Annotated in this window: 13 protein-coding genes and 1 tRNA gene; 10 read left to right on the top strand and 4 right to left on the bottom strand. The window is 33.6% G+C overall.

The window, feature by feature from the left end; translation table 11 throughout:
• Nucleotides 1-4: 4 nt before the first annotated feature.
• Nucleotides 5-1285, top strand: coding sequence for a hypothetical protein (locus BZ25_RS05285; protein ID WP_121514587.1), 1281 nt, complete (start codon nucleotides 5-7; stop codon nucleotides 1283-1285).
• 2 nt (nucleotides 1286-1287) lie between these two features.
• Here BZ25_RS05285 and BZ25_RS05280 read toward each other — a convergent pair whose 3' ends face one another.
• The 4 genes from BZ25_RS05280 to BZ25_RS05265 form a co-directional block, all read right to left on the bottom strand.
• Nucleotides 1288-1953, bottom strand: coding sequence for an HAD family phosphatase (locus BZ25_RS05280; protein WP_121514588.1), 666 nt, complete (start codon nucleotides 1951-1953; stop codon nucleotides 1288-1290).
• A gap of 16 nt (nucleotides 1954-1969) precedes the next feature.
• Entirely contained in the window at nucleotides 1970-3913 is a 1944-nt protein-coding gene (gene ftsH / locus BZ25_RS05275) for an ATP-dependent zinc metalloprotease FtsH (RefSeq protein WP_121514589.1), read from the bottom strand.
• Nucleotides 3914-3917: 4 nt separating this feature from the next.
• Entirely contained in the window at nucleotides 3918-4856 is a 939-nt protein-coding gene (locus BZ25_RS05270; RefSeq protein WP_103064596.1) for a radical SAM protein, read from the bottom strand.
• A gap of 61 nt (nucleotides 4857-4917) precedes the next feature.
• Nucleotides 4918-5709, bottom strand: coding sequence for an energy-coupling factor transporter transmembrane protein EcfT (locus BZ25_RS05265; RefSeq protein ID WP_121514590.1), 792 nt, complete (start codon nucleotides 5707-5709; stop codon nucleotides 4918-4920).
• A 218-nt stretch (nucleotides 5710-5927) separates the two neighbouring features.
• On the opposite strand from BZ25_RS05265, the gene BZ25_RS05260 reads away from it, so the two are divergent.
• The 9 genes from BZ25_RS05260 (at nucleotide 5928) to BZ25_RS05220 (ending at nucleotide 14158) form a co-directional block, all read left to right on the top strand.
• Nucleotides 5928-6527, top strand: a complete 600-nt coding sequence (locus BZ25_RS05260; protein ID WP_121514591.1) for a hypothetical protein — start codon at nucleotides 5928-5930, stop codon at nucleotides 6525-6527.
• A gap of 2 nt (nucleotides 6528-6529) precedes the next feature.
• Nucleotides 6530-7345, top strand: a complete 816-nt coding sequence (locus tag BZ25_RS05255) for a type I phosphomannose isomerase catalytic subunit (protein ID WP_121514592.1) — start codon at nucleotides 6530-6532, stop codon at nucleotides 7343-7345.
• A gap of 115 nt (nucleotides 7346-7460) precedes the next feature.
• The gene (locus BZ25_RS05250; RefSeq protein WP_121514593.1) at nucleotides 7461-9173 is read left to right on the top strand and encodes a 2-oxoacid:acceptor oxidoreductase subunit alpha; all 1713 of its coding nucleotides are present in this window, start codon (nucleotides 7461-7463) and stop codon (nucleotides 9171-9173) included.
• Nucleotides 9170-10048 carry a thiamine pyrophosphate-dependent enzyme gene (locus BZ25_RS05245; RefSeq protein ID WP_012208299.1) on the top strand — a complete coding sequence of 293 codons (879 nt, stop codon included), beginning with the start codon at nucleotides 9170-9172 and terminating at the stop codon, nucleotides 10046-10048. The genes BZ25_RS05250 and BZ25_RS05245 overlap by 4 nt, the downstream gene beginning before the upstream one ends.
• 11 nt (nucleotides 10049-10059) lie before the next feature.
• On the top strand, nucleotides 10060-10515 hold the full coding sequence (locus BZ25_RS05240; RefSeq protein WP_012208300.1) for a peroxiredoxin: 456 nt from the start codon (nucleotides 10060-10062) through the stop codon (nucleotides 10513-10515).
• A gap of 65 nt (nucleotides 10516-10580) precedes the next feature.
• On the top strand, nucleotides 10581-11045 hold the full coding sequence (locus tag BZ25_RS05235) for a DUF192 domain-containing protein (protein ID WP_121514594.1): 465 nt from the start codon (nucleotides 10581-10583) through the stop codon (nucleotides 11043-11045).
• Nucleotides 11046-11102: 57 nt separating this feature from the next.
• Entirely contained in the window at nucleotides 11103-11996 is an 894-nt protein-coding gene (locus BZ25_RS05230; protein WP_012208302.1) for a glycine betaine ABC transporter substrate-binding protein, read from the top strand.
• 15 nt (nucleotides 11997-12011) lie between these two features.
• Nucleotides 12012-12100 (top strand) — tRNA-Ser (locus tag BZ25_RS05225).
• A gap of 27 nt (nucleotides 12101-12127) precedes the next feature.
• Nucleotides 12128-14158 carry an alpha-amylase family glycosyl hydrolase gene (locus BZ25_RS05220; RefSeq protein ID WP_121514595.1) on the top strand — a complete coding sequence of 677 codons (2031 nt, stop codon included), beginning with the start codon at nucleotides 12128-12130 and terminating at the stop codon, nucleotides 14156-14158.
• The last annotated feature ends 16 nt before the right edge of the window (nucleotides 14159-14174 follow it).

Here is a 14174-nt window from a genome sequence, read left to right as displayed (position 1 = left end):
ATTTATGAAAAGATTTTTTGTAATGTTTTTATTATCTTTTATTCTCACAAGCGTTTTTTCAGAAGTTAATTTCGATTTTTCTTTATCACCTGGCATAGTACTTAAAAATTATGAAACAAATAAAATACCTGAAGATGTCGTAGAATGGGAGACTTTCGATTACTTACCACCTTTCTTTGAGATTACCTATACCGCTTCTTCTGGCAATAATGATCTTTTTTACCTATCCATACCCATATTACCAGATGCCAGTGTTTATTATTTGGAAAATAATGGTTTGCATAACTTACCAATTCGGAAAGATTTTATACCATTCGTCGATTCAGATATCCCTTATGAAGTTTTTTACGAAATTTCATCTGAACCATTTGATCTTTCTATCGGAAGAAGAAAACTAAAATGGGGGGAGGGTTCTTACTCTCTGGGAATAAACGATAGAATCCCACACATGGACCACCTACTTTTCTCTCTAAATTGGGATACTTCTGTGGGAGATTTTGGATACGAATATGTATTAACAATCCCCGGACCCAATGCCTCAGATAGAAATAAAACATTCGTTGCAAGAAAGTTGTCTTCTGAATTTTTCTCTGTTATGTTCGAAATGGGCGAGATAACTCTTTTATATAATATTACACCAAATTTTGTTGATCTCAACCCTTTCTTAGTTTATCACAACATTTATGAGCCAAGTTCGAACGATGCCGGATATCTTTCATCAACGATAGATTTAAAAAATTATACTCTGTATTCTGAATTTCTTTTAGATCAGTATCAATTACCAACCGAAAGCCAAAGTAGCCCTCCAAACGCTTATGGATTCATGATAGGAGGCAGAAAGAAAGGACAAAAAATAGATTATGGGATGGAGTTTTATAAGACTTCCACATGGTTGTACAATAAAGGTGAAGGTAACGAAGATTTTACTTATCCCGTTTGGAAAAATCTTCTTCTTGCGGAGGATAAAACTATAAACTACTTTCTTGGTTTCCCTTATGGACCTGATGTTGAATTGTTCAAAATTTTTTTAGAAAGTGAACATTTTGGAATAGATTATGAACATCTAGTTAAAGGTACGATCACAATAGACACACCTTACAATGAAGAAGAATGGCAAAAGTATTCCATTCATGGACCGGTTCCACCAACTACTGTTGAAAACATTTTACGACTGGATTTTAAAATTGGAAACAATCCAACTTTTTTTACACAATCAATTTTTCGAAACAAAGATTTATGGATGTTAGTTGGATTAGAATACACTTTCTCATTGAAAATCCCTTAATTTTAAGCTTCCACTTTTTCTAACTTTTCTATCAAATCCAAAGTTATTTCTTTCATATTTTCCACCACTAAATCTGCTTTCGATAGATCCTGGTTGAGTGAGTTTGGGTTTTTAAAACCTATGCACTTCATTCCAGCAGCTTTTGCCGCTTTAACACCATTCTTTGAGTCTTCTATAACTACACATTCTTCTGGTTTAACTTTTAACAAGCCAGCTGTATATATAAAAATATCAGGTTTAGGTTTACCACGAGCAACGTATTCTGAACTCACCACCACTTCAAAATACTTCTCAATGTCAAGCATGCAAAGAACTTCTTTGATCAATCTCATCGTCGAGGAAGAGGCCAACGCTATTTTATAATTGTTTTCTTTCAGTGTCTGTAATAGCTCTATTACACCTTCTATTGGCTCTTTAACCCCTTCTTTTAATAATTCCAAATTCTCTAAGTTTTGTTTTTCAAGTAATTCTTCAACACTTTGTTGTAGATTGTATTCATTTTTTAAGTCTTGCCACATCTCTTGGTTGCTTACACCAATATAATTACTATATGAACTTCTATTAATTGGGATTCCCAGTTCTTCAAAAATTCTTTTATTTGCACTATAATGGATGGGTTCACTGTCAATAATGACCCCATCCATATCAAAAATAATGGCTCTTAACATTATTACCTCCTAGCTTTTACACAGGTTGATAATTAACATGATTCACAACATCTATTTTAAGAAATTCATTTATCTCTTTTTCGCCCCCAATATATTCCTTTAACTCTTCAAGGTCTTTACTCATAAGCTTTTTGAATTCTTCCCCATAAATTGTTTCATTTTTAAAAATATAAGAAGCTAGAAGATCAAGCCTCTCTCTATTTTGCTTAAGAAGTTCGAGAGCTTTATCGTACATAGAATTAATTATTTTCTTGACTTCAACATCAAGTTCTTTAGCGGTTTCTTCCGAATAATTTCTTTGTTTTGTCAACTCACTCCCCAAAAATATTTCTTCCTCTTCTCCTTCCCAATACACAGGGCCCATTCTTTTGGACATTCCTAACCTATAAATCATGGATTTTGCATAATCTGTAGCTTTTCTCAGATCATCTTTAGCCCCGGTAGTAGCAAAATTAAATACTAATTTCTCGCTAGCTCTCCCTCCAAGGGCTACAACGATCCTATCAAGTATTTCAGATTTTTTAATTAAATATTTGTCTTTTTCAGGAATTTGTAAAGTAGAACCTAACGAACCTGCACCCCTAGGAATTATAGTAATCTTGTAAACAGGGTCGGTATTAGGCAATAAATATGCCAATACAGCATGTCCCAACTCATGATACGATAGAATCTTCTTTTCTTTATCGGATATTATCCTGTACTTTTTTGATGGACCGGTTAGTACCCTATCAATAGCCTCTTCAAAATCACTCATCTCGACTTGGTTTTTTTTCTTTCTTGAGGCTATTAAAGCAGCTTCATTAACTAGGTTTTCTAAATCAGCTCCAACGAAGCCCGGTGTCCTTTTGGCTAACAATTTTAAATCAACATCAGGGGCTATTTTCTTTTTACGTGTATGTATCTTTAAAATTTCTTCTCTTCCTTTTACATCTGGAGGACCTACCATTATTTTTTTATCAAACCTACCTGGTCTAAGCAATGCTTTATCAAGAACATCAGGCCTATTGGTAGCAGCCATGACAACAACCCCTGTCGACGTGTCAAAACCATCGAGTTCCACTAACAAGGCATTGAGAGTTTGTTCTCTCTCATCGTTCCCTCCACCAAGCCCAGCTCCTCTTTGTCTACCTACTGCGTCTAATTCATCGATAAATATTATTGCAGGAGCATTTTCTTTAGCTGTTTTAAAAAGGTCTCTAACTCGCGATGCACCAACCCCTACAAAAAGTTCGACAAAATCAGATCCACTTGCATAATAAAAAGGTACATCTGCTTCTCCGGCTATAGCCCTTGCTGTCAAAGTTTTACCAGTTCCCGGAGGGCCTACCAACAAAGTTCCTTTAGGCATTCTTGCACCCAATTCTTGAAATTCTTGAGGGTTTTTCAAAAATTTTACAATATCCTCGATTTCGTCCAAAACTTCATCGATTCCTGCCACATCTTTAAAAGTAACTTTTTCCCCGATAGGTTCATACTTTTTTGCCCCACTCTTTCCAAAGTTCATACTGCTTCTAGCTCCTGCGGAAGCCGAACGATACAACCAAAAAAAGAAAAGAACCATTACTACTATTGGAATTATGTTTATCAATAAACCAAACCACCACTTTGATCCTACACTTTCAACATACTCTACCTTTATACCTTTTTGAATTAAACTATTCACATACTGTTTATCGATTACTAAAGCTGGCGAAAAAGATTCATAAGTAGTACCGTCTTTGCTAAGTATTTCCACGTTTCCATTTTGGTTTATTTTCATGGATTCAACCTGGCCATCATTGATCAAACTCAACATTTCTGAATAGGATATTATAGGATTATTTTCCCAATTCAAAGAAATGAGAGCCCCAATAAAAATAATCGCAAATATAATATAAACCCAAATTATGTTGGAAAACTTTACTTTCTTTTTTTCTTCTTTGGTGTTTTTATTTTCTTTATCGTTTTTATTTTCAGGCATTTATTTACCTCCTCACAGATGTTAACCTATATACATTTAATCCAAAATACTGTACTTTTTCAACGTTTTCATCTTTCTCTAATTTTTCAAAAATTTCATTTTTATTTTCACATTTTCTTTGATCCAAAAAACTTTCTATTTCATGCTGATTCATCGGATGTCTTTTTATTATACTTAAGATAGCTTCCAAATCGTCTTCTATAGAACTGTAAAAATCTTCTTCTTCTAAAAAATCAAGGGATATGCCTCCTAAGATATTTTGCGCTAGCTCAATTTTTTCTTTTTCTGGAACTGTTACCCAATCTTCCGCTGGGGGTCTCATTGGTAAATTTATATACAATCTATCATAACTTATTCTATTAAATATTTCTTTGATTTTCCTTAAAGATTCTTCATCATCATTTAGCCCTTTTATCATCATAAATTCCATCCAGATTTTACCTTTAAAGTTTTTAGAAAAACTTATCAACCCATCCACGTAAGAATCAAAAGATATACTTTTATGAGGTCTATTTATTTTTTTAAAGGTTATTTGATCATAAGCATCCAGTGTTGGCATTACAAGATCGCTCTCATTTAATTCTTCCCTTACTTTTTCTTCACAAAGTAGAGCTCCATTTGTAATTACAGCAACAGGTTTATCAACATAAGCTTTTATTGATTTTATTAGTTCACCAATTCTAGAGTATAATAATGGTTCACCTTCACCAACTATAGTTACAAAATCAAACTGGGATACATCGCTTTTAATATAAGCTTTAAACTCTTCCAAAATATCTTGCAAATTAAAAAATTCTTGTCTTTGGTTTGTCATGTTAGTCGTTTTCCCCAACTGACAGTATACACAAGAAAAATTACAAGTTTTTGGAGGTATTGGGCTTACTCCTAAGGATCTTCCCAATCTTCGAGAAGGTACAGGACCGTATAAATATCGAAAACTCATCAGACACCTCCAATATATACTCGCTTTTTTTACTCATTTAAATTATATCAAATATCACCCTTTAAATAAAAATAATAGTGAAACATACTAAAGAAAAAGAAATGAGGAAAACAGTATCTTTTATTTTCCAATTAAACTGCTTAAATCTCGTCCTCCCTTCCCAACCATTGTATCCTCTTGCTTCCATAGCAATACTCAAATCTTCAGCCCTTCTCAGAGCAGATACCAACAAGGGAATAATTATAGATATAGCCCCTCTAATCCTTCCAGAAAATTTTCTATCATCAAAATTTGCCCCCCTACTTAATTGTGCTTTCATTATACGATCTGCTTCATTTGCAATTACAGGGATGAACCTTATAGCAATCGTCATTACCATCGATATTTCATGAGCAAATCTTTTAGGTACAAAAAACCATCTCAAGACATCTTCTAGAGCATGAGCTAAAGAGGTAGGAGAAGTAGTTAACGTGAGAACAGAAGATAATAAAACTGCAAATAATATTCTGAAGGTAATTATAGCGGCATTAAATAAACCGGTATCTGTTATTCTAATAAACCCGATGCTAAAAAGTGTATTCCCCCCTATTGTAAATAATTGAATTATAAAAGCAAAGATGACTATAAACCATATTGATTTTAAGGATTTCATATAATACTTCAAGCTTAGTTTAGATAACAACATCAAAACCAACGTATAAGAAGACATAATCAAAACATCATAAAAACTGTTTATAGAAAAAGCAAATCCTGCCAAAACAAACAACCCTAAAAGTTTTCCCCTTGGATCCAGTGAATGCATCAATGAGTCTAATTCAACGTACCTTCCCAAGGCAACATTATCCAAAAGCATTTAAATACTCCTTTTATCAATCATTTTTTCTAATTCCCAGCATTGAATATTTTAACATAATTCAAGAATTATTATATTATTTGTGAGAAAAGATTTAGTAGTTTTTTAAAACATTAATAAACAGAATGACTGATTTTTATTAAGTTTTGATTAAGTGTTTTTGTAAAAAGATGATATAATTATTTTAATGTCTACAAAAAATCACTTTGGAGAGACACATGAAAAAATCCTTATCAAATAGAAGTATGAAATACCTATTTATACTTTTGTTGATTTTAATAATATGTATAATAATTGTTTTTTTAGTTTCTAAATCCTCAAACTATAAAAAGCAGATCATTTTTTTTGAAGAATATTTAAAAAACAACTATACTTTGGACGATGCAACGACAAAAGAATTCGTCAAAGTCTTTGAAATATTATATGACGAATTCCCCTATGTAACTGAATATGTTTATCCGATCGAATTGTTAGCTATTGGAATAGTAGAAACAAATTTTGAAAACGTAAAAGGAGATAGTGGTGAAAGTTTGGGATATTTTCAGATACAAGCCCCTACTTATTGGTATTTAAAACATAATTACCCTGAATTTTATCAAAGAATTAATTTCTTAGAACCTTGGTATTGGGATAACATAAAAGAAAGACCTGATGTGCAATTATTGACTTCTATCTTATACTTATACGATATCAAATTACGTTTCGGGGAAGAAGATGCGTATAGTATTTACAATGGTGGTTCAGAAACATATAAAGACAAAATATTATTAAGACTTAATATTTTAGAAAATGAATTCAAAACATTTAACAGGAGGTAAACATGCAGATATCGGAGCCGCTTATTTCAAAACCTATTTTTAGTGAAAAAATTTGGGGAAATAATGAATTGAACAGAATTTTCAACTATGAAAAAACCCAACCAATAGGAGAAGCCTGGCTTTATTCTCCTCTAACTGGATTTGAAACCGTCTTGTATGGAAAAAATAGCCAAAAAAAATATGGCAATGCAAGTGAACTTTTCCCAAATTTTCCTTTGTTGTTGAAATTAATCGCAACCTCATCCTGGCTTTCCATACAATTACACCCGGATGATACAATGGCTAAACAATTAGAAAACGAACCATGGGGAAAATCAGAAGCATGGTATTTCCTAAAAGATAATGGCCAAATTAAAGTTTCAAATAATAACAAACATATTTTGCAAGCTTTTGATGATAATCGATGGGATGAAGTACTAGAAAATTACGAAATGAACAAATTCGATTCCATCTTTATACCTGCAGGAACTGTTCACACCTTAGGTCCTAACAGCCTTTTACTGGAAATACAGCAAAGCTCAGATTTAACTTATAGATTATACGATTGGGGAAGGCCTCGAGAAATCCATATTGATAAATCTAAAAAAGTTCTTAACAACATTCACACCAGTTACTCTATTTCAAGGAAGACCGAAGGTTTATGTACTAAATATTTTAGCTTTTCCAGATTTGCCAACCAAAATAAAAAAGGGTTTGGCGTATATGTTAACTTAAAAAGCTATGAAACAATAGTACTTCCAGAAGAATTAAATTATAATTTTAAAGGTGAATTTGTGGAATTTAAATTAAACGAAAATGGCTGGAAATCACTTTTATAATTTCATAATCAAAAATTATAAAATAATTTAAAATTTTTACATTCCATTTCTTTTTCGACTTATTTTGTCTGATATAATTGAATAAACATAAAATAAAATCTTAGGAGGTATCCTGATGAATAAAACTATCAATGAAGATGTGTCAATCGTCTTATCCGGTGAAGCGGGTCAAGGGATTCAAACGATAGAAGGATTGTTAACATTTATTCTCAAAAGGGAAGGTTATTACGTATTTGCCACAAAAGAGTACATGTCTAGGATTAGAGGTGGAAGTAATTCAACTGAAATAAGGGTAAGCTCTAAACCTGTGAAAAGTTACGTCGACAAAATAGATATACTTATACCTCTCACGAAAAGTTCGGTTGAGCATCTAGGAGACAGAGTGACTGAAGATACCCTTATCATAGCAGACAACGATTCTTTGAATTTAAAAAACAAAAATCTTTTCAACGTTCCTATTCTCTCTATTGCAAAAGAAATAGGTAATGAAATATATGCAAATATAGTTGCCGTTGGTGTAATTTTGGGACTTTTCAAAATAAACAAACAAACTATAGAAGAGTATCTAAAAGAAAGATTTGGAGATAAGGGAGAAAAAATTGTTTCAGATAACATAAAAGCAGCTTCAGAAGGTTACAAATTAGGAAAAGACTTTTCTGAAAGTGGAGAGATAAAAATAAAAATCTCTGCAAATGAAAATCTAAAAGACGATCTATTAATTAGCGGAACCGATGCGGTATCTCTAGGAGCGTTAGCTGGCAATTGTGATTCGATTTTTTCATATCCAATGACACCTGGATCGGGAGTTCTAGTTGATTTAGCCAATTTTTCAAAAAATTTCGATATTTTAGTCGAACAAGCTGAGGATGAAATTGCTGCAATCAATATGGCAATAGGTGGATGGTACGCAGGAGCAAGATCAATGGTGACTACTTCTGACGGAGGATTTGCTTTAATGGAAGAAGGACTTTCTCTAGCTGGAATGATCGAATCACCGTTAGTAATTCACTTAGCCCAAAGGCCTGCCCCTGCAACAGGTTTACCAACGAGAACCGCTCAAGAAGGTTTAAATCTTGTTATACACGCTGGACATGGGGAATTTCCAAGGTTGGTCTTAGCTCCTGGCAGCCTTGAACAAGCCTTCTATTTAACTCAAAAGGCTTTTAATATTGCAGATAAATATCAAATCCCCGTATTCATTTTGACAGATCAATTTTTTGTTGATTCGTATTATAACGTTAAAAAGTTGGACCTTTCCAAAATTGAAAATAAAAAATATTTTGTAGAAACTGCCGAAGATTATAAAAGATATGACCTATCAAAAGCAAAAAACGGAGTTTCACCAAGAGGTATACCAAACTATGGTAATGGATTAGTTGTTGTAGATAGTGATGAACATGACGAAGAAGGTCATATAACGGAAGATTTGGATATCCGAATTAAAATGGTGGAAAAAAGGCTCAAAAAATTTGACGCTTTAAAGGAAGATTTTATTTCTCCCGAATTTTATGGAAATGATAACTACAAATATCTCGTCGTATGTTGGGGTTCAAACTATAATGTCGTCAAAGAAGCTCTAGAAAATATAGATAACAAGGATCTTGCTATGCTTCATTTTAGCCAAGTTTATCCCATCCCGGAAAATGCGGTTGAATTTTTAGAGAAGGCAGAAAAAATAATTGATGTTGAAAATAATGCCACAGGGCAATTTGCAAAGTTAATAAGAGCAGAAACTGGCATAAAAATAGATAGTAAAATATTAAAATTCAATGGAATGCCATTTTCAGTTGAAGAGTTAACCGCTAAGATAAGGGAGGAGTTGCAATGAGCGAAAGAAAAAATATGTTTACTCTAGAAAATGAAAAAGAATTAGACATAGCTTGGTGTCCAGGCTGTGGAAATTTTGGAATACTGAATATATTAAAAAAAGCCTTGGAAGAAATGGAGGAAATAACTCCCAACAATTTTGTACTCGTTTCAGGAATAGGACAGGCAGCAAAAATACCCCATTACTTTAAAAACAATGCTTTTAATGGCCTTCATGGTAGAACCTTACCCGTGGCCTTTGCCATAAAAGCGACTAATCCAGATTTATACGTAGTAGCTGAAAGTGGAGATGGAGATATGTACGGTGAAGGTGGCAACCATTTTATCCACAATATGAGAAGGAACATTAACATCACAAACATAGTTCACGATAATAGAGTCTATGGACTAACGAAAGGCCAGGCTTCTCCTACTTCACAGCATGGAATGGTCACCCCTGTTCAAGTAAATGGAGTAATACTGAACCCCTTCAATCCTATTGCTGTTGCTATAGCTAACGGAGCCACATTTGTGGCACGAGCTTTTGTGGGTGATATGCAAAACACGAAAGAAGTCATTAAAAAGGCTATTAGGCATAATGGCTATGCGCTAATTGATTTGTTTCAACCATGTGTGACATTCAATAAAATAAATACTTACGCTTGGTTTAATGAACATACTTACAAATTAGGGGAAGATTATGATCCATCAGATAAAATACAAGCTCTACAAATAGCTTTTCAAGAGGACAAAATCCCTCTAGGTATAATATATGAAGAAAAGAGTAAGCCAACTTTTGAAGAACAATTGACTATTTATAAGCAAAACAAAGATCCGCTTTTTAAAAGAAGCATAGATTTAAACAAATTAGAAGATTTCATAAACTCAATGAGATGAGAGGTGATATGATGGCATTGAAAGTTGGAGATTTGGCTCCAGATTTTAAATTGAAAGATCAAAACGGTGATGATAATTCTTTATCTGGTTTTAAAGGAAAAAAGGTTTTGCTTTCCTTTCATCCTTTAGCATGGACAGGGGTTTGCGAAACCCAGATGAAAAACTTGGATTTAAAGTATGACGAATTGGGAAAACTCAACGTTGTACCTTTGGGAATTAGCGTTGATGCATCACCTTCAAAAAAAGCATGGGCTCAAAATATGAAAATCAACAAACTTAAACTTTTGTCAGATTTTTGGCCTCATGGAGAAGTTGCTAGAAAATATGGTATATTCGATGAAGAAAACGGTTTTTCCAAAAGAGCGAATTTTTTAATCGACGAAGAAGGAAAAATTGAATTTGTAAAAGTTTACGAATTAAGAGATCAACCAGATTTAAATGAAATTATGAATTATATCAAAAGATGAAAGAAACTTAAATAGGCTTCGACAAAAAGTTCGAAGCCTAATTTATTATAATGGAGTTAAAAATTATGAAGAAAATTTCTTTCACCCTTTTAATTTTGATGATTATTTCAACCAATTTATTTAGTCAAACGATTAATATACCAGAATTTCCAAAAGGGACTCTAACCATTTCACAAGAGGGAAGTAGTGTAACAATCCCTATTGAAATTGCTAATACGAACGAATTAAGAGAATTCGGTCTGATGTACAGGGAAGATATTCCTGAAGATTATGGAATGCTTTTTGTTTTCCCAAGTCCTGGAATAAGAAGCTTTTGGATGAAAAATACCTTTGTTGAACTCGACATTGCTTTTATAGATGCCAATGGAACAATATTGGATATACAAAACATGAAACCTTGTGAAGAATCACCCTGCCCTATTTACATAATTTACACACCTTTCAAATTTGCTTTAGAAGTAAAAGCAGGTTTCTTTGATCGATACGGATTCACCGAAGGGGCAAAAATTGAATGGTCAATAAAGGAATGAGAAACAGGTTTTACTGTTTCAAAGCCCATAAAAAACACAAAAGGAGGAATAATAAAAATGAAAAAAATACTTATTTCGGTACTTATTATTTTGTTTGGTATGAACTATATCTATGCAGCTGAAAAGGTAGTTGTAGGAGCAAAAGCTTTTACAGAAGGTTATATATTGTCAAGCATGGTTTCTTTACTTCTTCAAGGGAATGGGATTGATGTAGAAGAAAAATTTGGACTATCCTCTTTTCCCCTACGCAAGGCCATGGAAACCGGTCAAGTTGACGCTTATGTAGATTACACAGGAACTGCTTGGGCAGCATATTTTAGACATACAGAAAACATATATGATCCCGAGGAACTGTTTGATTTAGTAGCAAAAGAAGACTTAGAGAAACACAACATCGTGTGGTTAGATATGATCAATTTTAATAATACTTATGGTTTGGCGGTACGAAGCTCTTTTGCTAGAGAAAACGGAATACAAAGTTTAAGTGACTTGGCTGATTATATTAATTCGGGAAAAGGAAAGGATTTAATTTTTGGAGTTAATCCAGAATATTATGAAAGAAGCGATGGAATCTTTGCGGTTATGGATACATACAATATGAATCTGCCAAAAAATAATGTGAGAACTATGGAAGCAGGGTTAACATATGAGGCCTTAGCACGTAAAAATATTGATGTGGCTATGATATATTCTACCGATGCGCAAATCTTACGTTTTGATTTAGTGATTTTAGAAGATGATAAATCTTTCTTTCCACACTACAATCCTTCCGTTTTGGTTAGAAAGGAAACAATAGATGAATACCCTGAAATAAGAGAAATTTTAAAACCATTGACATTGTATTTAAATGAGGATATAATTATAAGGCTGAACTACTTGGTTGATTTTGAAGGTTTAGAACCAGAAATTGTTGCCAGAAAATATCTACAAGGTTTAGGCCTTATTAAATAGTTTACAATAATTTGTGGAGGCGTGCACCGAATTGGCTAAGGGGCCGGTCTCGAAAACCGGTGGGGTTTATCCCCTTGTGGGTTCGAGTCCCACCGCCTCCGCCAATTTTTATATGAGGAGGGAAGTAAAAGATGCCTATTCTATCTGAACTTAATAAATACTTACAAAGTAAAATTTCACAGGGGAAAGACGATTATGCAATACCGAAAAGATGGATGCCACCTAATTATACTGGTAAAGTTAAACTAGCGGGGAGGAAATTTTTTGTTAATCCCTATGAGTTTATATCCAACATAATCGATAATCTATTAAAAAATGCTGGAAAAGATGTGGATTACAGCAAACCCCTTTCTTTCATTAAAAATGTTAAAGAACCTGATTGGATAAGAACGAGCATACTTTATTCTGCTCACGTACGAGCTACAGCTGCATATGTTCATGATCAAACTACTTTATTCGTTCCAATAGATGAAAAAGGTTATACTGAATCGGGTACATTCCTAAAAATGTTGATGTTAATCCCTTATTTTTCTACGTACAAAGTCGATAGTATATACTTACTTCCAATAACTCAAGCCAGCAGTAAATTTAAAAAAGGTGAAGTTGGTTCGCCTTATGCAGTTAAAAATTTCTTCTCTGTAGAAAAAGATTATCACGACACACTTTTGGAAAATGAATTCACCCCTAATGAAGAATTTGGAGCTTTTGTCGAAGCCGCTCATATGGCTGGAATGAGAGTCTTGTTGGATTTTGTACCAAGAACAGGATCAAGGGACAATGACCTTATTTTAGAACATCCCGAATGGTTCTATTGGATAGATATAGACGAAATGAACGGTTTTGCACCTCCTAAAGTTGAAGGTCTGGGATTTGTTCAACCGAGCAAAGAAAATTTAAAAATTGTGTACAATGACGAACAAGTCAAAAATCATCTTAAAAAATTTAGATGGGATCCAAGAACTCAGAACCCACAAAAATGGGAAAATTTTATAAAACTAAATAAAGACAACCCAGATTTTTTGGATGAAATAGCAAGAGAGTTTAAAGTAATAACCGTTCCAGGATTTTCAGATTGGATAAATGATCCCCAACCAGCATGGGAAGATGTCACTTTCTTAAGACTCTATCTTTCTCATCCAGAAGAAGCTCTAAAATATATAGACGAGACAAATCAACCTCCTTATGTGCTCTTCGACGTAGTTAAATCAAGTTTGTTCCCAGGGAAAGAAAAGAATGCCGAACTTTGGAACCTAATAGCAAATATTATTCCATTCTATCAAAAAAATTTCGGTATAGATGGTGCTAGGTTGGACATGGGTCACGCTCTACCTGATGAACTTGAAGCTGAAATTATAAAAAGGGCAAAAGAATACGACCCTGCCTTTGTAATCATAGCTGAAGAGTTGAACATGGACAATCATTTAAAAGCTAAAAAAAGTGGTTACGATGGAATTTTGGGAAATTCATGGTGGGCTGAGCCAAGAATAAAAGAAGGCTGGTTCAAAAAATTCATCTCAGAAGTAGCACCAAAATTATCTTTGCCTACATTTGCAACGGCAGAGACACCAGATACCCCAAGAGCGGTTACAAGAGAAGGTGAAGAAACTTTCTCAAAATTGACAGCGGTGGTAAATACTTTCATGCCAAACGGAATAACATTTATAAACTCCGGATATGAGCTTTTTGAACCTCAACCTATGAACACAGGCTTAGATGTAGAAGATCCTGTGGAAGAAAGATTTAAAAATTTACCTTCAACAGATCAATTTTATGGCAAACTCGCATTCTTTGATTGGTATGTCCTACACTGGGATACAGACCATCATATGGTGAAATTACTTTCCTTATTAGGCACACTAAAAGAGGAAGTCAAAGATCTTTTGAAAAATCCTAACAATTACCATTTTATTGATTTTTCTGATGATGCAAGTGCAATGTTTTGGTGGAACGGAAAAAAAGGAGTTGTAATAGCTATCAATACTAACTTTAAAAATCCTTATTTCTTCGATATAGACCTTGGATATTATACCTGGAAAAGTGAGCATAACATACAAACAAAATTGGAAAATTACAGAAGAGGCGAAAGCTCTTGGAACGTTCAGGATGCACATTTAAGAGTAACAATCAATCCAGGGGAAGCCAGAGTTTTTTTTGTATATTAAAAAGGGCTTTTAGCCC

This window comes from Petrotoga sp. Shatin.DS.tank11.9.2.9.3 (assembly GCF_003665005.1).
GTDB classification, from domain to species: Bacteria; Thermotogota; Thermotogae; order Petrotogales; family Petrotogaceae; genus Petrotoga; species Petrotoga mobilis.
The sequence above is the reverse complement of the archived record's forward strand: the minus strand, read 5'-3'. Positions and strand labels throughout refer to the sequence as shown.